This window comes from Paraburkholderia sp. BL27I4N3 (assembly GCF_003386115.1).
GTDB lineage: Bacteria > Pseudomonadota > Gammaproteobacteria > Burkholderiales > Burkholderiaceae > Paraburkholderia.
Window position 1 is genome coordinate 7097364 of sequence record NZ_QREJ01000001.1, and the last position, 22690, is coordinate 7120053.

A 22690-nucleotide genomic window follows, 5' to 3' on the forward strand; every position below is an offset into this window, starting at 1 on the left:
GGCCCCATCTCCATGCCCCACTACTTCTACGATCCCGCCACCGGCCATGGCCTCCCGCACGATCCGTTCAAAGCCATCGTCGCGCCGCGTCTGATCGGCTGGATTTCTTCGCGCGACATCGCGGGCGCCTTGAACCTCGCGCCCTATAGTTTCTTCGGCGCGTTCGCCAGCTTTCCGGCGATCATCGGTTTCTCCAGCGAAGGCCATAAAGACAGCGTCGCCAACATCGAAGCCACCGGCGAATTCGTCTGGAATCTGGCCACCAAACCGCTCGCCGAGCAGATGAACCGCTCGTCGGCGCCCGTTGCGCCGCACGTCGACGAATTCGAACTCGCGGGCCTCACGCCCGCGCCGGGCCGCAACGTGGCCGTGCCGCACGTCGCGGAATCGCCGGCTGCGCTCGAATGCAAGCTGCTGCAAGTGGTGCGGCTGCATACGCTCGACGGTAAGCCGATGGACAACTATCTGTCGCTCGGGCAAGTGGTCGGTGTGCATATCAACGAGGCGTATCTGAAAGACGGCTTGTTCGACACCCACGCCGCGCAGCCGATCATGCGTGCCGGCTATCGCGCCGACTACGCGGAAATCGGCGACATGTTCCAGATGTTCCGCCCGACGGCGTAGACAGCACAGCGCTCAAAACCACGTCGCGCCACGCCAGATGGCGCGACATTCACGGCATCGCCTCCGAAAACGCGCAAAAACAAATGCAGCGCCCGCACACTGGCGCGCTTGATGCTTGCAACCGACGCTCCAACGCGTCGTTTTCAACTGCCGGCTCACTCGCGAGGAGCGCGATCATGTCCACCGAATTCGCCACGCAATTCAGTCATGTCCGTCCGCAAGACACGTCCTATGAGGATCAGGGCTTACGCGACTTTTTTCTCTACCGTGATTTAGGCATCGCGCAGGCGACCGGCGGCAAGGTGCTCGCGCAACTCGTCAAGGCGAACCACGCACCAGAGCAAGGCACCGGCTGGCACCGTCATGAGGCCGATTTCCACATTGTGATCATGCTGAAGGGCTGGGCGCGCTTCATGTACGGCGACAAGGAGACGCTCGTCGCCGCCGGCGATTGCGTGCATCAGGCGCCGGGTATCGTCCACTATCTGTTCGACTACTCGGAAGATATGGAGTACATCGAAATCGTCTCGCCGGCCGATTTCAAATCGATCGAAGTCGAAGGGCCGTGCGACGTGCCGACCGTGACGCCGTGGAAGAGCGTTGCGGCTTAGCGAAGGTAGAAGGCGGCTGCGCGCTTGATTAGCGGGTACTACGCAAGCAAGCTAGCGGGTACTACGCAAGCAAGCAAGCGGGCCGCCGCCGCGCGCGTCCGAACAGCAACTCATTGCGCCGCCGGCGGCCGTCTGCGCGGAGTGCGTGACGCTTGCGGCTTGATGGCCGCCGCCGGACTCGCACTTGACGTGGCGCTAGTTCCGTTCGCAGCGTTCGTCGTCGTCGCATCCACTTCCACATCGACCACCGCCGTTGCCGCCGGCGCCGCTGGAGTGACTTCTGCCGCCGTCGCGGCCGGCACCGGCTGGATCGTGCGCGCGCGCGAACTCACCAGCACGGCGCGCGGTTCGTTGTCGTAAATCACGGCGCGCACGCGCGGATAAATGTGCCGCTCCCAGCGGTGTCCATTGAACACGCCGTAGTGCCCGACGCCGGTCTGCACGTGATGCGTCTTCAAATACGGCCGCAACTTGTCGCACATGTCCTGCGCGGCGAGCGTTTGACCGACGGCGCAGATATCGTCCTTCTCGCCTTCCACGGTAAGCAACGCGGTGCGGCGAATCTTCGACGGTTCGACGAGGCGCCCTTTCACTTCGAGCGCATGCAACGGCAGTGCATGCCGCTGAAAAACCGTATCGACGGTTTCCAGATAAAAGTCGGCCGTGAGATCCATCGTCGCGAAGTATTCTTCATAGAACGTGCGGATCGTGTCGGCCTTTGCCGGATCGCCTTTGGCTCGCTCGTAATACATCGTCTCGAACGAGTCGAGATGCCGGTTGAGGTTCATCGCCATAAACGCGGTCAACTGCATGAAGCCCGGATACACGCGCCGGTGCGCGCCCGCAAAACCGAATGGCACCGCGCTGATCAGCTTCTGTTCGAACCACTCCAGCGGTTTGCTTTTGGCGAGTTCGTTGACGCGCGTTGGGTTGATACGCGTATCGAGCGGACCGGCCATCAGCGTCATGCTCGCCGGTTGCGCGGGATGATCGTCGGCGGCCATGAGCGCGACCGCGGCCAGCGCGGCGACCGTCGGCTGGCAAACGGCGAGCAGATGCGCGCCGGGCCCGATCGTTTCCGTGAAATCGATCACGTGCTGCACGAATTCGTCGAAGCCGAAGCGGCCTTGGCTTAGCGGCACGTCGCGCGGGTTGTGCCAGTCGGTGATGTAGACGTCGTGTTCGGCCAGCATCGTGCGCACGGTGCCGCGCAGCAGCGTCGCGAAGTGGCCGGACATCGGCGCGATCACCAGCACGCGCGGTTGCGGCGCCGACGGCGGCGTTGCCTTGCGGAAATGCAGCAGCGAACAGAATGGCGTGTGCGCCGCGATTTCCTCGACGACCGCCACGGATTTGCCTTCCGATATCACGCTGTCGATCTCGAACGGCGGCCGCACGGGCGTGAGTCCGGCCAGCGTCAACAACTCGCAGGCCGCGCGGATCGAACGTCCATGCGAGGTCTCGCCGAACGCAGGCCAGGCGTCGAGCGAATGATTCACCAGCGCCGCGCCGTGCCGCATCGGCAGCATCATGTCGGCGAAAGCCTGGTATGTGGGATATGCGAACAGGTTCATAACCTTCGCACGAATGCTGAAGAGGAAGGAGCCCAAATAAAGGCAAGTCATGTGCCATGCATGCATACGCACTCGTGCAGCCGTGCGCTCACGTTGGCATAGCATTTGCGCCGGTCGGGAGAACGGGCCGAATTTGCCGCGCTTTGGTGCGCGCGCGCACGGCAACGTGCACGCATGGCGTCGGGCGCCGATCGAGCGCCTCATCTGGAGGAGAATCGTATGGCGGATACCACGCTCACCATCAGCAGCAAGAATTATTCGTCGTGGTCCTTGCGCGGCTGGCTGCTGACCAAGTTTAGCGGTTTGCCTTTTGAAGAGATCGTGATGCCGATCGACGACCCTGCGGCACGCGCCGAACTCCTGCTGCTTTCGCCGTCGATCCTGGTGCCGTGCCTCGTTCATGACGGCATCAAGGTCTGGGACACGCTGGCGATCGCGGAATATCTGAATGAACTGAAACCGGGCGCGAAACTGCTGCCCGAAGATATTCGCGCCCGCGCGCATTGCCGCTCGATTTGCGGCGAAATGCACTCAGGGTTCGGCTCGCTGCGTTCGGCTCTGCCGATGAATCTCAAAGCGCACTTTCCGGGCTTCAAGGTGTGGGCGCGGGCTCAGTCGGATATCGACCGCATCGTGACGATCTGGGGCGATTGTCTGAAGCAGTACGGCGGCCCGTTTCTGTTCGGCGAGCGCACTGCGGCGGACGCGATGTACGCGCCTGTCGTGACACGTTTCGTGACCTACGACGTCAAACTCGATCCGGAGATCGTCGAGTACGGGCAGCGGATCATGGCACTGCCCGAGATGCAGGAGTGGATCGCCGACGCGCAACAGGAAGTGGAGGAGATCGACGAACTGGATGTGGAGTTCTGACGAAGCGAGGCATTTCCACTGTTGCAACGGCAGGCGGCGCGCGCTGCGTCAGGCAGCATGGCGCCGTGACAACCCTGCCTCAATCGCGCCCGCTTCCCAGTTTGAACACGCTGACCACCTGCGCGAGACGCGCGGCCTGATCGCGCAACTCGGCTGCCGCGAGTTCTGCCTCGCCGACTATCGTCGCGTTCTGCTGCGTGGCTTCGCCGATTTGCGTGACGGCGAGATTCACCTGCTCGATGCCGCCCGATTGCTCGCGTGAGGCGACGCTGATTTCACCCATGATCGCCCGCACCTGGCCGACCTGTTGAACAATGCCCTGCATTGTCGAGCTGGCTTCTTCGGCGATCTGGAAACCGCTTTGCACGGTTGCCGTGGACGTTGCGATCAGACTTTCGATCTCCTTCACCGCAGCTGCGCTGCGCTGCGCCAGCGCGCGCACTTCCGAAGCCACCACCGCGAAACCCTTGCCATGTTCGCCGGCACGCGCGGCTTCCACCGCTGCGTTCAGCGCGAGGATATTGGTCTGGAACGCGATGCCCTCGATCACGGTGGTGATCTCGGCGATCTTCTGCGACGAACGGCTGATCTCGCCCATCGTCGACACCACGCGTTCGACCGCGCGGCCGCCTTCGAGCGCGGCATCGGCGGCGCGCGTGACGAGCGTGTTGGCTTGCGCGGCGTGGTCGGCGTTCTGCTGCACGGTCGAAGTGATCTCTTCCATGCTGGCCGCCGTTTCTTCGAGGCTGCTCGCCTGAGTGGCGATCCGCGCAGCGATATTGCCGCTGCCGGTGGCGATCTTTTCGGTCCCCTGCGACATATCCGTCGATGCATTGCGCACTTGCGAAACGATCCGCGCGAGACCTTCGCCGATGCCGTCGATCGACTGCATCAGGCGGCCGATTTCATCGGCGCGCGCGTTCGCGCCTTTTGCGACGCGCACGCTCAGATCGCCCGAGGCGAAACGTTCGGACGCCTTGGCGGCTTCGTCGAGAGGGCGGCTCACGAGGCGTCGCACGGCGAACAGGAATACGGCCGCGAACACGCCGACCAGCACGAAGCCGAGCAGCAGGAATTCGTTGCGCGTGGTGATGACGTTGGCCATCACTTCGTCGCGCGGCGCGACGCCGCCCACCAGCCATTGCCATTCTGGCACGGTTACGAACGACACGAACTTGTCGTGCGAGCCGCGTTCGCCGAGGGTGGCATCGGCGGAGCTGTATTCGAGCTGGCCTTCCTTCATGTCGAGCATTTGCTGATACGGCGCATTCGCGTTGTCGGCGTTTTGGCCCGCAGCGGCCGGATGCACGATCAGCTTGCCGCGATCCGCGCCGTTCGACGCGTTGACCACGAAGTAATAACCGCTGTCGCCGATCTTCAGGTTGCGAATGCCGTCCTGCACCGACTGGATTTCCTTGTCCACGTTCACGCCGACGAACAGCGCGCCGATCACGCGGCCGCTTGCGTCCGTGATCGGCCGGTATTGCGTGATCAAACGTTTGCCAAAGAGCGCGGCGAGTCCCGTATAGGGCTTGTTTGCCAGCAGCAGCGCGTAGGCCGGCGCCTTGCGGTCGAGCAGCGTGCCGATCGCGCGCGAGCCGTCCTGTTTCTTCAACGACGTGGTGACGCGCACGAAATCATCGCCGCTGCGCGCGAAGATCGTGGCCACCGCGCCGCTGCGTTCGAGAAACAGATCGGGGATCGAAAAATCCATGTTCAGGACTTTGTCGCCCGCCTTGATGGTCGGCGTGGCGACGCCGCCGATGTCGACCTTCTGGGTTTCGTCGAGCGTGTAGCCGGCGGGCAGGAAACTCGCGAACAGCGACATCGAGCGATCGACCTCGTTCGACAAGGCTTTGTCGAACAGCTTGATCATTGCGGCGATCGAGCGGTCCTTATCGGCGATGCGTTCGAGCACCTGATCGCTGATCTGCTGGCCGGCGGTGCGGGTGAGCGCCCACGTGAACGCGGCGAAAATCAACGCCACCAGCATGCACGAAAGAATGGCGAGCCGCGCGCCAACGCTGGCGCGGCGCAAAGAGAGAAATTCCATGGGCGTCTTTCGAGTAAAGGAGAACAGGCGCGCGCGAGCCATGCATAGGCATGCCCGGCATCGATGGCTTGTTTACGGCTGCGACGTCCGCTTTCTTTAGGGATTTGAAAGCACTTAGTAATTGGCCATGCTGTCGGCGGAGCGCTTCGATGCGCGGCTCACCGCAATAGCGCGTTGGTGGCGGCGCTGCAAATTGGCCCCGCCGTGTGCCGGGTATTTCTGTCTGCGTCCGCTCAGTGCGTCGAACGACTTGCGCGCCGCGTCAGGCGCGCAGCCACAGAGCGCTGGTGACGAAGCCCGAAATCGGCGCGGCCGCCTGCATGGCATGTCTCTGCGTGTTCGCTCAGCTCGCGGAGCGATTCTGCGCGCCGCGCCAGGTGCGCAGCAGCAGAGCGTTGGTCACGACGCTCACGCTCGAAAACGCCATCGCCGCGCCGGCGAGCATCGGGTTCAACCAACCGAAAGCGGCCAGCGGAATTCCGATCAGGTTATAAACGAACGCCCAGAACAGGTTCTGCTGGATTTTGCGCCACGTCTTGCGCGAGATGTCGATGGCGTCGGCCACGAGCGCCGGATCGCCGCGCATCAGCGTAATGCCGGCCGCGTGCATGGCGACGTCGGTGCCCGTCGCCATCGCGATGCCGATGTCGGCGGCGGCGAGCGCGGGCGCGTCGTTGATGCCGTCGCCCGCCATCGCCACGATGCCGGCGCTGCGGATTTTCAGGTCGCGGATCACGCGGGCCTTGTCGTCGGGCAGAACCTCCGCGTGGAATTCGTCGATGCCGAGCGCCCTTGCCACGCTTGCCGCGCTGCCGCGATTGTCGCCGGTGAGCAGCACGCTCTTGATGCCCATTTCCGCGAGCCGTTCGACGGCGGCGCGTGCGGTCGGTTTGACGGTGTCGCCGAAAGCAATCAAGGCGAGTGCCGCGGGCGCTTGCGGATCGCGCTGCATGAGCCAGGAAACCGTGTTGCCTGCGGCTTCGAGTTCGTGAGCGCGAGCGGCGAGTTCCGGCGGCAGGTCGATGCCGAGTTCATTGAGCCAGCGCGTGCTGCCAAGCGCCAGTGTGCGGCCGTCGACGTCCGCTTCGACGCCACGGCCTGCAACCGCGCGCGCGGCGCTCGCATGCGGCGGCGGGATTTGGCCAGACGCCGCCGCGACGCCGATGTCCGTTGCCAGCGCACCGCCGGCGCTCGCTGCCGCCGCACCGCGAGTTCTCGCTGCCACCACACCGCCGGCGTCAGCCGCCGTCGCATCGCCGCTGTGCGCCGCCGCGACTTCATGCGCCTTCAACACCGCGCGCGCCAACGGGTGATCGCTATGGCGCTGCACCGCCGCCGCAAGCGCCAGCGCTTCATCGCGGCCGATGCCGCCGATCGGCTCGAACGCCGTCACCGACGGCTGGCCGAGCGTCAACGTGCCGGTTTTATCGAACGCGACGATCGTCACGCGATGCGCGGTTTCCAGCGCTTCGGCGTCCTTGATCAACACGCCGTGCCGCGCCGCGACGCCGGTGCCGGCCATGATCGCCGCCGGCGTGGCCAGGCCGAGCGCGCATGGGCACGCGATCACCAGCACGGCGACGGCGTTCAGAATCGCGGTTTCGCCGCCGGCGCCTGCGATCAACCAGCCCACCAGCGTGAGCGCGGCAATCGCCAGAATCGCCGGCACGAAGATCTCGCTGACGCGGTCGACGAGGCGCTGGATCGGCGCTTTCTCGGCCTGCGCACTTTCCACGAGGCGGATGATCCGCGCGAGCGTGGTTTCCGCGCCGATCGCGGTGGTCGTCACGGCAATCGCGCCTTCGCCGTTGATCGAGCCGGCGGTGACCGCGTCGGCCACCTGCTTCGGCACCGGCAGGCTTTCGCCGGTGATCAGCGATTCGTCGATATGCGTGCGGCCTTCGAGCACCGCGCCGTCGACTGGCACGCGTTCCCCGGGGCGCACGAGCACCACCGTGCCGACCCCCACTTGCGCGAGCGGCACGTCGCGTTCGTCTGCGCCGACGCGAATGCGCGCACGGTCGGGACGCAGCGCGTTGAGGGCGCGGATAGCGTCCGTAGTCTGGCGCTTGGCGCGAGCTTCGAGCCACTTGCCGAAACGCACCAGCGTGATCACGACCGCCGACGCCTCGAAATACAGATGATTCATGTCGCCCGGATGAGTCGCCAGTTCGTAGACACTGATGCCATACGCCGCCGACGTGCCGAGCGCCACCAGCAAGTCCATGTTGCCCGCGCCGGCCCGCACGGCGCGATAGGCCGCGCGATAGAAGCGCGCGCCGAACACGAACTGCACAATCGAGGCGAGCGCGAGTTGCAGCCATGGCGAGAGCATCGCATGCAGGCCGAACCATTCGCCGAGCATCGGCGCGACGAGTGGCAGCGTCAGCACCGCGGAGGCGAGCACCGCGGCCAGTTCGCGGCGGGTCTGGTCGCGCTTGCGGTCGGCGGGCGCAACGTGGTCGGCGCGGTCGGTCGCGGCCGATGTATCTGGCGGCACGATCAGGCTCGCTTCGTAGCCCGCTTTCTTGACGGCGGCGATCAGCGCGTCCGGCTCGGCGGCCACGCCATCCAGACTGACGGTTGCGGTTTCGGTGGCCAGATTCACCGACGCGCCCAGCACGCCCGGCACTTTCGCCAGCGCTTTTTCGACGCGCATCGCGCACGAGGCGCAGGTCATCCCGCCGATCGCCAGTTGCGTGGATTGCTGCGCCTCGGCAACGAGCGAAGGCGCGTCCGCGGCGGCGGACAGCGTGGCATCGTAGCCCGCCTTGCGCACAGCGTTGGCGAGCGTCTCGGGATCGACGGCGGCGTCGCTTTCAATGCGCGCTCGCTCCGTGGCGAGATTCACCGACGCCCGCGTGACGCCCGGCACTTTGTTGAGCGCTTTCTCGACGCGCAGCGCGCACGAGGCGCAAGTCATTCCGCCGATGTCGAGTTCGGCGATCCGGGCGGAAGAGGCGGCAGCGTCCGCGGGGCGCTGCGAGTTGGCAAGTTCGGTCATGGTAGGCAAGGCTCGTGGCGGCATCGGCCGCATCATGAACCCAGTATTGACCTTCCCATGATGGGAAGGTCAAGGACGAATTGCGGGACGCGTTTCAAGGCCGCGCGCGCATCGCCGGAACGCTCGCTCAGAAGGCCGGCGGCGCGTTCAGCATGGCTTGGCCGATGGCCTTCTGTTCGTCGCTTGCGCGTGCCAGCAGGGTTTCGGCCGCGCCGCGGCGGTCGTCGGCCGCCTTGTTCTGGCCGAGCTTCCACTTGCCGACCAGCCGTGTCACCTCGATCTCGATACCGACGATCGCGCCGAGCATCTGCGAGATGAAGTCAGCGGGCGCGTCGCCCATTTTCCATGGCACCGGTTCGCCAGCTTCCATCTTGCGCGTCAGACGTGCAACCAGGCCGCGCACGAACGACTCGTCGTCGCGCACGGCGATGCGGCCGTGGGCATGCACCACCATATAGTTGTAAGTCGGCACCTGCCGATGCGCTTCGTGCTTGCTCGGATACCAGTTAGGCGAGATATAAGCGGCCGGACCCTGGAAGATCACGAGTGCTTCCGGATTCGCGGCGGCTTCCTGCCACACCGGGTTCGCGCGGGCGACGTGAGCGCGCAGGATGCCGTGCGTTTCAGCGGCCGTGGACGGGACTTCGAACTCGAACGGCACATGGTTCGCATCGAGCCCGTTCGGCCCGTTGGTGATCAGCGCGCCGAATGGCTGCTCGGCGATCAGCCGATGGAGAACCTCCGGGCGGTTCTCTTCGAAATGGGCGGGCATGTACATGAAGCGCTCCGGATACGAGGGGGCGAAAGAGCAATGATGAAAAGCCGCCCGAGAGGCGGGGTGCCGGGGCGACGTGACAAAAAACGTCAACCGTACCGCAAAAAGGCGGCTTGCGCGCGAACCGGCGCGAATCCTGCCTTTGCGCTTGCCTGCCGGGCAAGGATACGATACAACCCGATGTTGTCGGCATCGCGAACCGCGGACTGTCTGCGTTGGGCTTTGGAAGGCCGCGCACACAGGGTTCGCTGCACGCCGGCGTCTCCCTTAGGACCACACGTTCCGCCACCTGAACGAATGATAAAAAATCGCCGAGCACTGTTTTCGATTCACTGGACCTGCGCATCGTTCGCGGGCCTCGCATTTCTGGCCGGTTGCGCGTCGACCCCCACCGCGACACAAAAATCCACGGGCTGGATCAAGGACGAAGTGGCCGACTCGTACGTATTCGGCTATCCGCTGGTGTTGATGGGCGTCGCGCGCGATGCGGCGGTCGGCACCTATCCCGGCCAGGCGCCCCTCAATACGCTGCGCCACGCCCAGGCATTGCCGCCGATTGGCGCGTCCAATCCAATGCAGCCGAGTCTCGATACATTCGATTCGACCGGCTGGCTGGACGTCGGAAGCGAACCGGTGATCGTTTCGCTGCCCGATTCGCACGGCCGCTATGTGGACGCTCGCGTGCTCGACATGTGGACCAACGTGGTGTGGTCGACCAGTTCGCAGTTCGACACGCGCGCGGCCGGCATCAAGGCGCAGGCGATCGCCTTTGTCGGTCCGGGTTGGCAAGGGGATTTGCCCAAAGGTGTGAAGCGCGTCGACGTGCCGACTCGCAACGCGTGGGTGAGCGTGCGTATCCAGTCGAACGGCACGCGCGACCTGACGGCGGTCCGTAAGCTGCAGCGCGCCATTCGCGTCGCGCCGCTGAGCGTCTACGCGGGCGACAGCCGGTCCGCGTCGATCACGCCGCCGCGCAGCAATGCCGACGCCGCCGCCGCGGGCGCTGCCGGCACGCCGGCCGCGCAGGTCGCCGCGCTCGACGCGAGCGGCTTCTTCACGCGACTCGCGCAGGCCTTGCCCGACAATCCGCCGACTCCGGCAGATCCGCACGCGCTCAAGTTCCTCTCGGACCTCGGTGTGACGCCCGGCGAGCCGGTCAAACTCCCGAAGGCGCCGGAAGCCATCGCGGCCGGTCTCGCCGACGGCCATGAACGCGTCGTCACGCCACCGTCCAATTTGCTGAGCGGCAACGGCTGGAACTGGTTCGGCGAAGGCGTGGGCAACTACGGCCCCGACTACGCGATGCGCGCCTATGCCGCTTATGCGCAACCGGGCATCGGCACGAAAGACGACGAAGTTCGCGCGGTCGTTACGCAGGACAGCGACGGTCGCGCGCTCAACGGCGCAAACCGCTACGTGATCCACTTCGCGCCGAATCAGTTGCCGCCGGTGCGCGGCTTCTGGTCGATCACGGCCTACACGAAGGACGGCGCGCTCGGCGAAAGCGCGCCGGCGCGTCTCGCGGTCGGCGATCGCAATGGCGCACGCCGCAATCGCGACGGCTCGCTCGACGTGACGGTGTCGTCCACGCGGAGCCGGAGCGGCAACTGGCTGCCGGCGCCGCGTGCCGATCTGCAACTGGTGCTGCGTCTGTACGCGCCCAAGCCGCAAGCCACCGACGGCAGTTGGCAACCGCCCGCCGTCGTGCGCCAGTGATGCTTCCGTGTCCACACCGTGACAGCCGCGCTTCAGTAACGAGCGCTTGACGCATCGAACGTCGCAGGTCCGCCGCATCAGCTCGGCGGACCTGCGACGCTATTGCGCGGAGTATTGTGTAAGCCACGCCTTACATTTATATCCCACGAAAGATTCACGACTTATACTGCCGCTTGCGGGATTTTCGTTTTCGCGGCGGGCTTGCCGCCGCACTACCCAAGACCGAGCATGGCAAGCCTCAATAAAGCATCATTAGCCTCGTCCATGCAGACCATGCGCGATGTCGCGCAGTCACGCCGCACCCGGCGTGTCATCACCGGTCTGCTGATCTTCGTTGTACTGTTCGGTCTGCTGGGCTTCTTCGCGGCGCCGCCGCTGATCCGCCACATTGCCGAGCAACAGCTCAGCAAACAACTCGACCGTCCCGCTACCATCGGGCGCATTGCGCTCAATCCGTACACGCTCAAGCTCGAAGCCGATCGTGTGCATATCGGCGAGCGCGGCGGCGCGGGCGACTTCGTCGATATCTCGCGGCTCATCGTGCAGCCGTCATGGAGTTCGCTGTTTCGCGCGGCGCCGATCATCGACGAAGTGCAGCTCGATTCGCCGCGCTTTCATATTGTTCGTTACGATGCGCAGCGCTTCAATTTCACCGACCTGATCGAGAAATTCTCGAAGCAACCGGCCAAGCCGGATAGCAAACCCACGTTGTTCTCCGTGTCGAACATCAGGCTCGAAAATGGCCAGATCACGTTCGACGACAAACTGCTCGGCGCGACGCATGTGATCGATCAATGGAAGCTCGGGATTCCGTTCATCGCCACGCTGCCGTCGAAAACCGATATCTTCGTCGAGCCCTTGCTGCGTGCGCGGATCGACGGCAGTCCGCTTGCCATCGATGGCAGGACCAAGCCGTTTGCCGCGTCGCGCGAGTCGGAAGTGTCGTTGCGCTTCGACGGGCTCGATGTGCCGCGTCTCATGTCGTACGTGCCGACCAAACTGCCGGTCATCGTGCAGTCCGGCAAACTGTCCACCGATCTCAAGCTCAACTTCGTGGTCTCCAACGACGCGCCTTCGCTGCGCGTGGCGGGCACCGTCGATATGAACGACGTGGACGTGCAGGATCAGAGCAAGGCGCCGTTCTTCGCGGCGCGCACGCTGCATGTAGCCGCCGCCACGCTCGAGCCGTTGAAGAGCCTTTATCACTTCGACGAGATCCGTATCGACGCGCCGACCGCCAACCTTGCGCGCGATAAAGAAGGCGTGGTGAGCGTCGAGAAGATGTTCGCGCCGGCGCCGGCGCCAGCGTCTGCGTCTGCCCCCGCGTCTGAAACCGCTGCGGCGCGACCGGCGGCGAGCGCGCCGCTTGCCGCATCCAGTTCCAGTGCCGCGGGAAAAAAGACAGCGCCGCCGCTGGATCTGTCGATCAAACGCTTCGTGCTCAATGACGGCACCGTGAATGTCCACGACAACGCCGCCTCGCGGCCCGTCGACGTCGGCCTGCAAAAACTGGCCGTGACGCTAACCGATTTTTCGACGCTCGCCACCGCGCCCGCGCACTACACGCTGAACACGGATTTCAAGGACGCGGGCGGCTCGCTCGGCGTGGCCGGCGCGTTCGGCCTCGTCGCGAAGACGGCGAGCGCGAAGATCGACGTGAAGTCGTTGAAGCTGCCGTTGCTGCAACCGTATATCGACACCGCAACCGTCGCGCAGATCACGGACGGCGCGCTGTCCGCCACCGCCAATGTCGGCGCGAACTGGTCGAAGTCGCCGGTAGCCGTGATGGTCACCGATTCGCAACTGGATCTGCAATCGCTGAAAGTCGCGGCGCGCGAAAGCAAGGACCCGCTGATCTCGCTCGCGCAAGGTAGCGTGAAGATCAGGCAGGTGGATGTGGCGGCGCGCAACGCCGAGATCGCCAGCGTCGACACGACCGGCCTCGCGGTCGATGCGCAGCGTCTGAAAGACGGCAAGATCAACCTCGCCGCGCTTGCCGGCCAGCACGAAGCCGCTCCGCAGCGCACCGCGATTCACGCGGTCAAGAAGGCGCAGGCGGAAGGCCCCGCGTGGCACTACAAGATCGGCGAACTGACCTTGAAGGACGCCACCGCCAATTTCACCGACAACACCACGCCGCAGCCGGTGAAACTGAACATCACGCCGCTGCAACTGAAGGTACAAAACGTCAGCGACGACCTGAGCCGTCCGTTGCCGATCGATTTGCAGGCCACGCTGAACAGGAAGGGCACGCTCGGCGTAAAGGGCGACGTCACGGCGACGCCGCTCAAGGTGGCCGTCAAGGTGAACGCCAACCGGCTCGACGCAGCGGCCTTCGAGCCGTACTTCGGCAGCAAGCTGAATGCGGTGATCGCGAGCGCGCTGCTCAATGCGAACGGCGACCTGACATTAAATCAGGCAAAGTCGCTGAAAGCCAATTATCACGGCGACCTGGCGCTCGTCGAAGTCCGCATGCTCGACAAGGCGACCTCCGACCCGTTCGCGGGATGGGGCTCACTGGCATTGTCCAACCTGAAAGCGGATTACGACGAGCATGGCACGGTGGTCGACGCGGGCCGCGTCACGTTCACCAAGTTCTATGGACGCGTGCTGCTCGATCCGCAGGGCAAGCTCAACCTGAAGGACGTCGTTGCGCATGAAAGCGGCGCGCCGCAATCGCTGACGCGCGACAAGAGCGGTGCGGACCCTGTGCCGTTGACGCCGCAACCAGCATCGGCGGTCGCGGCTGCGCCCGCGCCGGCTTCATCGGCGGCACCTGCCACGGTGACGGCGGCCACGCCGCCGTCAAGCCCGGTCAAACTGCACTTCGGTCAACTGGTCCTGCAACAGGGCCGCGTGACGTACACCGACAACTTCATCAAGCCGAATTTCACGGCGAACCTGGTCAACATTCAGGGCACAGTCGGCGGGTTCGGCACGCAATCCACCACGCCCGCGCCGGTCGACATCGCCGCGAAACTGGCGGCCAATGGCCCGCTGTCGATTCGCGGCACTGTCAATCCGCTGATTGCGAAGCCGGCGCTCGACCTAACGGCGGTCGCGCACGATATCGAACTGACCAATCTCACGCCGTATTCAGCGAAATATGCCGGTTATCCCATCACCAAGGGCAAGCTGAACGTCGATCTGCATTACAAGCTGGAGAACGATCAGCTGGACGCGAATAACCACATCTTCATCGACCAGCTCACGTTCGGCGATCACGTCGATAACGATACGGCAACCAAATTGCCGGTGCGTCTCGCGATCTCGCTGCTGAAGAACTCGCGCGGCGAAATCGACGTGAACCTGCCCGTGTCAGGCTCGCTGTCGAATCCCGAGTTCAGTATTGGCGGCCTGATCTGGCACGCCGTGCTCAATCTGCTACAGAAGGCGGTGACCGCGCCGTTCTCGTTGATCGCCAACGCGTTCGGCGGCAAGGGCGAGGAGTTGGGCTACGTCGAGTTCGAACCCGGCTCGGCGAAACTCACGGACGCCGACACCCAGAAACTCGACACGATCGTGAAGGCGCTGTCCGACAAACCGTCGATCCGTATGGACCTGATCGGCCGCGTCGATCCGGCTGTCGACGAACCCGCGTTGCGCACTGGTTATGTCGATCGTCTCGTCAAGCAGCAGAAGATCAAGGACATGGTGGGCAACGGAGAGAGCGTCGATCTGTCGACCGTCACCGTCGACCCGAAGGACTACGACAAGTATCTGAGCAAGGCCTACAAGTCGGCCGACTTCAAGAAGCCGCGCAATTTTGTCGGCCTGACCAAGAGCTTGCCGGACGACGAGATGAAGAGCGCCCTTGCCGCCAACGCCCCGATCGACGACGCCAGCCTGCGCCGACTCGCGCAGCAAAGAGCGCAGAGCGTACAGCAGTATCTGGACGGCAAGATCGACAGCAGCCGCGTGTTTATCGTCGCGCCGAAACTGAACGCCGAGGGCATCAACGACAAGGGTGCGACGACGCGGGTCGACTTCGGTTTGAAGTGAGCGCGCGCTCAGGCGGCGCGCGTCGGCGCCTTCAACGTGGTTTGCTCGATCACGCGCGCGAGCGTGTCGAACGCGGGGCCGATCTTGTCGTTCGGCACGCACGCATAGCCGAGCAGCAGCCCGCGACGCGCGGGTGTATCGCTGCTGTAGTAGCTCGCGAGCGGACGCACGATCACGCCGGCGTCGTAAGCGGCGGCGGTCACCGCGCGGTCGTTCGCGTGATCCGGCAAGCCGAGCACCAGATGCAGGCCGGCCTCGTCGCCCATCACCGGCAGTTCGCTGCCGAAGCGCGCGGTGATCGCATCGATCAGAATCTGCCGCCGCTCACCGTATAGCGCGCGCATGCGCCGAACGTGCGACGTGAGATGGCCGTCCATGATGAAGTCGGTCATCACCGCCTGCTGCATCAGCTGACCTTCGCGATACAACTCGGCCACGCCCGTGCGGAACGTGTCCACCAGATGCTCGGGCGCGATCATGTAGCCGATCCGCAAGCCCGGAAACAGCATCTTCCCCAGACTGCCGACGTAGATCACCTGGCCGGCTTCGTCGAGTCCTTGCAGCGACGCGAGCGGACGGCTGCCGTAGCGGAACTCGCTGTCGTAGTCGTCCTCGACGATCCATACGTTGTGCTGGCGCGCGTATTCGAGCAGCGTGCGGCGGCGCGCGAGGCTCATCACCATGCCGAGCGGATACTGATGCGACGGCGTGACGAGCGCGAGCCGCGGCGGCTGTTGCAAGTCCTGTTCGCACGGATTGAGGCCTTCGTCATCCACCGGCACCGGCACGAGGGTAATCCCCGATGACTGCAGCACGCTGCGTGCGCCCCAATAGCACGGTTCTTCCACCCACGCGCGGTCGCCGACATCGGTCAACAGGCGCACCGCCAGATCGATCGATTGATGAATGCCCGTGGTGATGATGATCTGATCCGGCGTGCAATTCACCGAGCGCGCCACGCGCAGGTAATCCGACAACGCTCGCCGCAACGGCCGGTAGCCGCCGCCGGGCGCGTAAGTAAGCAGATCGGGATTGGCTTCCTTCCACAAGCGCGCCTGCAGGCGGCTCCATGTGCGCGCCGGAAATTCCGCGACGTCGGGCACGCCCGGCATGAACGCGCCCCACTGTTTCGCGGACACGCCGGCTTTGTCGATCAGACGCCGTCCGCGAGTCGACAGATCGCTGAGGTCGCGTTTCGGCGGCTTGGGAGTTTCCCTGGGTGCGCTGTCTTCCTTGTCGACGCTCGCCATTGCCGGCTTGCTGCGCATGTTCACGGCGGCCGTGTCCGGGCGCGTGTCGGCAACATAAGTGCCGCTGCCGGTGGTCGAGATCACATAGCCTTCGGCGGTCAACTGGTCGTAGACGTGCAGCACCGTGTTGCGCGCAATGCCGAGGTCTTCGGCGAGCGTGCGCGAACTGGGCAGCTTGGTGCCAGGCGGCAGCTGGCCGGTCAGGATGGCCTGCTGCATGAGCCGCAAGGTCTGCCGGTAGACCGGTTCGGCGGCCGTGCGGTCGAGCCGCGCGGCGAGCCAATCCGACAAGATCACGGTGTCCAAGTGGTTCTATCCGGAATAATGAAATGGTTCCATATTGTAGAACCGTAACGGTCTATAGTGAGCCACGCAATTGATGCAATCCCGCTGCTTTGCACGGGAGCCAGCCGGACCGCAGAGGAGACTTGGACGATGAAAACCGAAGACGTGATCGTCAGCTTTCGAGGTGTGCGCAAGACCTATGACGGCGAAACGCTGGTCGTCAAACAGCTCGATCTGGATATCTACCAGGGCGAATTTCTGACGCTGCTCGGGCCCTCCGGTTCGGGCAAGACCACCTGTCTGATGATGCTGGCGGGTTTTGAATTTCCCACCGGTGGTGAAATCTGGCTGGATGGCACGCTGCTTAATACCGTGCCGCCGCACAAGCGCAACATCGGCATGGTGTTTCAGAACTACGCGCTGTTCCCGCATCTGACGGTGGAGCAGAACGTCGCGTATCCGCTGACCGTGCGCAAGATTTCGGCGGAAGAGCGCGCGCATCGCACGAATAACGCGCTGAAGATGGTGCGCATGGAGAGCTTCGCGAAGCGCTATCCGGCGCAGCTTTCCGGTGGCCAGCAGCAGCGTATCGCGCTCGCCCGCGCGCTGGTGTTCGAGCCGAAACTCGTGCTGATGGACGAGCCGCTCGGCGCGCTGGATAAACAGTTGCGCGAACACATGCAGTACGAACTTAAATCACTGCACGAGAAACTCGGCGTCACGTTCGTGTACGTCACGCACGATCAGGGCGAGGCGTTGACCATGTCCGATCGCGTCGCCGTATTCGATAAAGGCATCGTGCAGCAACTCGATACTGTGGATCGTCTGTATGAATCGCCGTGCAATGAGTTCGTGGCGAACTTCATCGGCGACAGCAACAAGCTGCGCGGCACGATCGCGAACGTCGACGGCGAGTATTGCGAATTCCATCTGATCGACGGTACGCGCCTCACCGGTCGCAATATCGGCGGTGCGCGCGCGGGCACGCCGGCGGTCGCGTGCATCCGGCCCGAGCGCATGAAGCTCGCAAGCGGGTCGTCACGTCCGGGCGCCAACGCGCTCGCCGGCGAAGCGCGCGGGCTGATCTATTTCGGCGACCACGTACGCATGCGTTGTGGTCTGCCGCAACAGGACGAGTGCTTCGTGAAGGTGCCGCTCGGCACCGGCGTGCTCGACACCTTTGCGCCCGGCGCACCGGTCGCACTCGAATTCGCACCCGAACATCTGCGAGTATTCGCAGGGGCGTGAACGCGTCGACTACGCAATGTGTTCGACGCAGGTAGAGCAGGTCAAGCAGCACATAACAAAGTCGCACTGAACGTACTGAAGCACACCACCCAAGGAGAGCAACACACCATGAGCAAGATCGGGAAATCGCGCTGCGCCATCGCTGTCGGTGCCGTGGCGCTCGCGCTGGGCGCCGCGCAAGTCAATGCAGCGGAATTGACGGTCGTCAATTTCGGCGGCGCGAATGGCGACGCGCAGAAGGTTGCATTCAACCAACCGTTCGAAAAAGAGACCGGCAATAAAGTCACCGCCGTCGAATACAACGGCGAGCAGGCCAAAGTGAAGGCGATGGTCGAAGCCAAGCATGTGAACTGGGATGTGGTGGAAGTCGAATCGGGCGATATCGGCCGTGGCTGTGATGAAGGGCTGTACGAGAAACTCGACTGGTCGAAGATCGGCAAGAAGACTGATCTGATTCCCGAAGCACCGCAAACGTGCGGCGTCGGCTTCTTCGTGTGGTCGACGGCGCTGGCGTACAACGCGGACAAGCTGAAAACGGCGCCGGCCGGCTGGGCCGATTTCTGGGACGTCAAGAAATTCCCCGGCAAGCGGGCGATGCGCAAGGGCGCGCGCTACAACCTCGAATTCGCGTTGATGGCCGACGGCGTGCCGCCGAAGGACGTCTACAAGGTGCTCGCCACCAAGGAAGGTCAGGACCGCGCATTCAAGAAGCTCGACGAATTGAAGCCGAACATCCAGTGGTGGGAAGCGGGCGCGCAGCCGCCGCAATTCCTGGTCGCAGGCGATGTGGTGATGTCCACCGCCTACAACGGCCGGATCGACGCCGCGCAGAAGGAAGGCAAGAATCTGAAGGTGGTCTGGAACGGCAGCATCTACGACCTCGACTATTGGGCGATTCCGAAGGGGACGCCGAACAAGGCGCTGGCCGAGAAGTACATCGCTTATTCGCTTGCGTCGAAGCCGCAGCAGGACTATGCGCACCATATCGCGTACGGTCCGGTGAATGTCGCGGCAATCAAGGCGCTCGATCCGAAGACGCTTGCGAATCTGCCGAACTCGCCGGCTAATGGGAAGAACGCAGTGCTGCAGAACCTGGCGTTCTGGACGGATCATGGCGATGAACTGGAACAGCGGTTTTCGTCGTGGGCGTCGAAGTAATTAGTCTTGCGTGAGAGGGCGCGGCTGGGAGAGTGGTCGCGCCTTCGAGATGTGCAATGACGCGCGCGCATTTTTTATGGATGTGCGTGCGGTTCCAATGTAGAGCTGGAGAGACGGGTGTGACTACGATGACGATCGCTGCTGATTCCACGCCTGAATCGAGTGGCCGACTCAAACGCGAACTCAAAGCGGCGGAGGCCAGGAAGCGTGCGATGGCGCTGTTGTTGATCGCGCCGCTCGCGATTTTTCTACTGCTCATTTTTGTCGTGCCGATCGGTGCGCTGCTCACGCGCGCCGCGCAAAATCCCGAGGTCGTCAACGCGCTGCCGCATACACTGGCCTCATTGAGCGCATGGGATCGCAAGACGCCGCCGCCCGACACCGCGTATGCCGCGCTGGCGGTCGATCTCGCCGCGATCGCCGACAGCGACGGCATGGGCGCGCTCGCGCGACGCCTGAACGTGGAGATTCCCGGCTACCGTTCGCTGGTCGCCAAGTCCGCGCGCGCCATGCCGTTCGTCGACGACAACAACAAGCCCCTGCAGCTGACGCCCGCCCAGATGCACGCGAAATTCGTCGAACTGGACGAGCGCTGGAACGACGTCGCGTACTGGCAGGCCATTGCAAAAAATTCCGGCGCGTATTCGCCGTTCTATCTTCTGGCTTCGCTGGACCACAAGCAGGACGCGTTCGGCCACATCATTCCGACCGATACTGATCAACAGATCTATCTCGCCGTATTTAGCCGCACCTTTGTGATCGGCGCGGCGGTGACGCTCTTCGCGTTGTTGCTCGGCTATCCGCTCGCCTACTGGATTTCGACGCTGTCCGAGCGCCGCGCAAATCTGGTGATGATTCTCGTGCTGATTCCGTTCTGGACCTCGATCCTCGTGCGCGTCGCCGCATGGATCGTGATTCTGCAAAGCGAAGGGCTGGTGAACAAGGCGCTGATCGGCAGCGGGCTGCTGCATGACCCATTGGCGTTACTGTTCAACCGCACCGGCGTCTACATTTCGATGACGCACATTCTGCTGCCGTTCATGATCCTGCCGCTGTATAGCGTGATGAAGTCGATCCCGCCCACCTATCAGCGCGCCGCCATCTCTCTCGGCAGTCATCCGTTCGCCGCGTTCTGGCGCGTCTATGTGCCGCAGACTTATCCGGGCATCGGCGCGGGCGCTTTGCTGGTGTTCATTCTGGCGATCGGCTACTACATCACGCCGGCCTTGCTCGGCGGACCGAACGATCAGATGGTCAGCTACTACGTCGCGTACTTCACGAACGTGACGATCAACTGGGGCATGGCGTGCGCCCTCGGCGGCCTGCTGCTCGCCGCGACGCTCGTGTTGTACGTCATTTACGGACGCTTCACGCGCTCGTCACTGAGCCTCGGCTGAACGGAGTCTATTGCGATGAAACTTGCCAAGCCTTTGTTCGCGCCGCATACGTCTTTGGTCGAACGCGTGTGGTATTTCGCGTTGCGTGCGCTGGCCGTGCTCACGCTGCTCTATCTCATCTTGCCGGTGCTGGCGATCGTGCCGCTGTCGTTTTCGTCGAGCACGTTTCTGGTGTATCCGATTCCCGGCTGGTCGTTGCGCTGGTATCAGAATCTGATCACATCCGATGAATGGCGCATGGCCGCTAAGAACAGCTTTATCGTCGCGCCGTCGGCGACGGTGGTTGCAACCGTGCTCGGCACGTTGGCGGCAATCGGACTGACCAAGGCGAACTTCCGCGGCAAGGGTCTGCTCATGGCGATCCTGATTTCGCCGATGATCGTGCCGGTGGTGGTAGTGGGTGTCGGCATGTATCTGTTCTTCGCGCCGCTCGGGTTGGCCAACACCTACATCGGCCTGATTCTCGCGCATGCGTCGCTCGGCGTGCCCTTTGTCGTGACGACGGTGGCCGCGACGTTGCAGGGGTTCAACTACAACCTCGTGCGGGCAAGTCTGTCGCTAGGCGCGAATCCGGTGAAGACGTTCTTCCGCATCACCTTGCCGGTGATCGCGCCGGGCGTGATTTCAGGCGCGCTGTTCGCGTTCGCGACCTCATTCGACGAAGTCGTCGTCACCTTATTCCTGGCGGGCGCGGATCAGACAACGTTGCCCCGACAGATGTTTACCGGCATCCGAGAAAATATCAGCCCGACCATCGCCGCGCTGGCAACAATTCTGATTGTTTTTTCCACTAGCCTGTTACTGGCGCTCGAATGGCTGCGTGGGAGAAATGCAGCGCGAGCAGTCAAGGCTTGAGTATCGACGCGAGCGGGCGACCGCGCTTCATCCAAAACGCATAATAGCCAATCACCTTTTGACATTAATCTAAGACTGCTCCCATTCCCTGTGCATCGACGGCTCTGCATACTCGTAGCCCTCAATAAGAAGATTCGCTCGACGCGGGGAATTAATGAAACACCACCTCACGGTGCTTGTTTGCGCGCTGGTTTTGACGGGTTGCGCCAACCACGCCGCGCGAGACCGGCTCGGCATTGAAGACGCCACCTTGCTGCATAGCGGTTTCGGCGTTACACAGGACGAAGCGGCGGGCGCTGTCAACTCACAATGGATCAGCACTTATGCGCCGGCGGTAAGCAGCAGCACGGCGCTGGCGCGCCTGCAGGCGCGGCTCGACCGTTTGCCTGGCGATCAGACCGGCTATTTTCACGCCAAGGCACAATGCTGGATCAATGCCGCTCAACAGGCGCGGCAATCTAACGACCGCTGGGGCTTCGTCGAAGAAGCGATCGGCCAGGCGGCCGTGATTACCATGAGCCTGGAGAGCGGTGCGCCGTTATCCGCTACCAATCCGGCGCTGCGCACGGTGTCCACGGTGCGCCCCGATCTGTGGAAGATCGTTAATACCATTAAATCAGATCCTACTGTTGCCCAATGTCCGCAGGCTCAGCCGCCGCTCGCGTGTGCCGAAGTGGAACTGATGCAGGCCGGCCATGACGCGTGGCGACGCAGTTTCTCCGACGCCGAGCAGCGCTTGCCTGATGTGCAGAACAAGTTGCGTCAGTCGGCGGAAACCGCGCTGCAATGCAAGCAGAAGATGCAAACGCCGGTATCCGCGCCGGTGCCGGGCCGTGCGCCTGTGACCACCTCGGCTGCGAATTCGTCGCGAAAGATCATGCTCAAAGCCGATTCTCTTTTCCGCTTCAACGGCGGTGACGATGCCGCGATATTGCCCGCCGGCAAACGACAGTTGAACGACGTGGCAATTCGATCGAAGAAGATGCCCTCGCTGCGTGAACTGCAGATCACCGGCTACGCTGACCGCCTTGGCGACAAGTCATACAACTTGCGTTTGTCGACGCAGCGAGCGCGGACTGTCGAACGATATCTGCAGTCGCTAGGGGTGAGGTCGCCGACGACCGCACAGGGCAGAGGCAGCGCGAATCCGCTGGTGACCTGCCGGCAAACGCAGCGAGATGTGTTGCTGCGATGCCTCGCGCCGAATCGACGCATCGAGATCGAGCTTGTCGCGGCGGCCTCGTAGTGATTTTGGATCGAGAGCT

At 63.5% G+C, this 22690-nt stretch carries 15 protein-coding genes; 10 read left to right on the forward strand and 5 right to left on the reverse strand.

Features of this window, described 5'->3' with window-relative positions:
• Positions 1–12: 12 nt before the first annotated feature.
• Positions 13–624 (forward strand): flavin reductase family protein, encoded by a 612-nt coding sequence (locus B0G71_RS32250; RefSeq protein WP_116146935.1) that lies wholly within the window; start codon positions 13–15, stop codon positions 622–624.
• A gap of 176 nt (positions 625–800) precedes the next feature.
• Positions 801–1235, forward strand: coding sequence for a cupin domain-containing protein (locus B0G71_RS32255; protein WP_106281694.1), 435 nt, complete (start codon positions 801–803; stop codon positions 1233–1235).
• Positions 1236–1345: 110 nt separating this feature from the next.
• Here B0G71_RS32255 and B0G71_RS32260 read toward each other — a convergent pair whose 3' ends face one another.
• Positions 1346–2809 (reverse strand): polyhydroxyalkanoate depolymerase, encoded by a 1464-nt coding sequence (locus B0G71_RS32260; RefSeq protein WP_116146937.1) that lies wholly within the window; start codon positions 2807–2809, stop codon positions 1346–1348.
• A gap of 219 nt (positions 2810–3028) precedes the next feature.
• On the opposite strand from B0G71_RS32260, the gene B0G71_RS32265 reads away from it, so the two are divergent.
• Entirely contained in the window at positions 3029–3682 is a 654-nt protein-coding gene (locus tag B0G71_RS32265; RefSeq protein WP_116146939.1) for a glutathione S-transferase family protein, read from the forward strand.
• 79 nt (positions 3683–3761) lie between these two features.
• Here B0G71_RS32265 and B0G71_RS32270 read toward each other — a convergent pair whose 3' ends face one another.
• The 3 genes from B0G71_RS32270 to B0G71_RS32280 all read right to left on the reverse strand — a co-directional run bounded on the left by B0G71_RS32270 (position 3762) and on the right by B0G71_RS32280 (position 9517).
• Positions 3762–5735 carry a methyl-accepting chemotaxis protein gene (locus tag B0G71_RS32270; protein ID WP_116146941.1) on the reverse strand — a complete coding sequence of 658 codons (1974 nt, stop codon included), beginning with the start codon at positions 5733–5735 and terminating at the stop codon, positions 3762–3764.
• A gap of 343 nt (positions 5736–6078) precedes the next feature.
• Complete coding sequence (locus tag B0G71_RS32275; RefSeq protein WP_116146943.1) at positions 6079–8739, reverse strand: heavy metal translocating P-type ATPase; 2661 nt, start codon at positions 8737–8739, stop codon at positions 6079–6081.
• A gap of 127 nt (positions 8740–8866) precedes the next feature.
• Complete coding sequence (locus B0G71_RS32280) at positions 8867–9517, reverse strand: FMN-binding negative transcriptional regulator (protein ID WP_116146945.1); 651 nt, start codon at positions 9515–9517, stop codon at positions 8867–8869.
• 294 nt (positions 9518–9811) lie between these two features.
• Here B0G71_RS32280 and B0G71_RS32285 point away from each other — a divergent pair, with 294 nt between their 5' ends.
• Positions 9812–11230: a DUF1254 domain-containing protein gene (locus B0G71_RS32285; RefSeq protein ID WP_116146947.1), complete on the forward strand. Its 1419-nt coding sequence runs from the start codon at positions 9812–9814 to the stop codon at positions 11228–11230.
• 228 nt (positions 11231–11458) lie between these two features.
• Positions 11459–15232, forward strand: coding sequence for a DUF748 domain-containing protein (locus B0G71_RS32290; RefSeq protein ID WP_116146949.1), 3774 nt, complete (start codon positions 11459–11461; stop codon positions 15230–15232).
• Positions 15233–15240: 8 nt separating this feature from the next.
• Here the strand turns inward: B0G71_RS32290 and B0G71_RS32295 are convergent, their stop codons facing one another.
• Positions 15241–16788, reverse strand: coding sequence for a PLP-dependent aminotransferase family protein (locus B0G71_RS32295; protein ID WP_116146951.1), 1548 nt, complete (start codon positions 16786–16788; stop codon positions 15241–15243).
• Positions 16789–16917: 129 nt separating this feature from the next.
• Here B0G71_RS32295 and B0G71_RS32300 point away from each other — a divergent pair, with 129 nt between their 5' ends.
• From B0G71_RS32300 to B0G71_RS32320, 5 genes are all read left to right on the forward strand, one after another.
• Positions 16918–18015, forward strand: a complete 1098-nt coding sequence (locus B0G71_RS32300) for an ABC transporter ATP-binding protein (protein WP_116122683.1) — start codon at positions 16918–16920, stop codon at positions 18013–18015.
• 108 nt (positions 18016–18123) lie between these two features.
• Positions 18124–19173: an ABC transporter substrate-binding protein gene (locus tag B0G71_RS32305; RefSeq protein WP_106281714.1), complete on the forward strand. Its 1050-nt coding sequence runs from the start codon at positions 18124–18126 to the stop codon at positions 19171–19173.
• Positions 19174–19292: 119 nt separating this feature from the next.
• Positions 19293–20570 carry an ABC transporter permease gene (locus B0G71_RS32310; protein WP_116146953.1) on the forward strand — a complete coding sequence of 426 codons (1278 nt, stop codon included), beginning with the start codon at positions 19293–19295 and terminating at the stop codon, positions 20568–20570.
• A gap of 15 nt (positions 20571–20585) precedes the next feature.
• Positions 20586–21425: an ABC transporter permease gene (locus tag B0G71_RS32315; RefSeq protein ID WP_116146955.1), complete on the forward strand. Its 840-nt coding sequence runs from the start codon at positions 20586–20588 to the stop codon at positions 21423–21425.
• 154 nt (positions 21426–21579) lie between these two features.
• Positions 21580–22671, forward strand: a complete 1092-nt coding sequence (locus B0G71_RS32320) for an OmpA family protein (protein WP_116146957.1) — start codon at positions 21580–21582, stop codon at positions 22669–22671.
• The last annotated feature ends 19 nt before the right edge of the window (positions 22672–22690 follow it).

Coding starts and splice junctions, on each gene's coding strand:
- B0G71_RS32255 (WP_106281694.1), top strand. CDS start 801: ATGTCCACCGAATTCGCCACGCAATTCAGTCATGTCCGTCCGCAAGAC.
- B0G71_RS32250 (WP_116146935.1), top strand. CDS start 13: ATGCCCCACTACTTCTACGATCCCGCCACCGGCCATGGCCTCCCGCAC.
- B0G71_RS32270 (WP_116146941.1), bottom strand. CDS start 5,735: ATGGAATTTCTCTCTTTGCGCCGCGCCAGCGTTGGCGCGCGGCTCGCC.
- B0G71_RS32280 (WP_116146945.1), bottom strand. CDS start 9,517: ATGTACATGCCCGCCCATTTCGAAGAGAACCGCCCGGAGGTTCTCCAT.
- B0G71_RS32320 (WP_116146957.1), top strand. CDS start 21,580: ATGAAACACCACCTCACGGTGCTTGTTTGCGCGCTGGTTTTGACGGGT.
- B0G71_RS32290 (WP_116146949.1), top strand. CDS start 11,459: ATGGCAAGCCTCAATAAAGCATCATTAGCCTCGTCCATGCAGACCATG.
- B0G71_RS32265 (WP_116146939.1), top strand. CDS start 3,029: ATGGCGGATACCACGCTCACCATCAGCAGCAAGAATTATTCGTCGTGG.
- B0G71_RS32285 (WP_116146947.1), top strand. CDS start 9,812: ATGATAAAAAATCGCCGAGCACTGTTTTCGATTCACTGGACCTGCGCA.
- B0G71_RS32305 (WP_106281714.1), top strand. CDS start 18,124: ATGAGCAAGATCGGGAAATCGCGCTGCGCCATCGCTGTCGGTGCCGTG.
- B0G71_RS32275 (WP_116146943.1), bottom strand. CDS start 8,739: ATGACCGAACTTGCCAACTCGCAGCGCCCCGCGGACGCTGCCGCCTCT.
- B0G71_RS32260 (WP_116146937.1), bottom strand. CDS start 2,809: ATGAACCTGTTCGCATATCCCACATACCAGGCTTTCGCCGACATGATG.
- B0G71_RS32315 (WP_116146955.1), top strand. CDS start 20,586: ATGAAACTTGCCAAGCCTTTGTTCGCGCCGCATACGTCTTTGGTCGAA.
- B0G71_RS32300 (WP_116122683.1), top strand. CDS start 16,918: ATGAAAACCGAAGACGTGATCGTCAGCTTTCGAGGTGTGCGCAAGACC.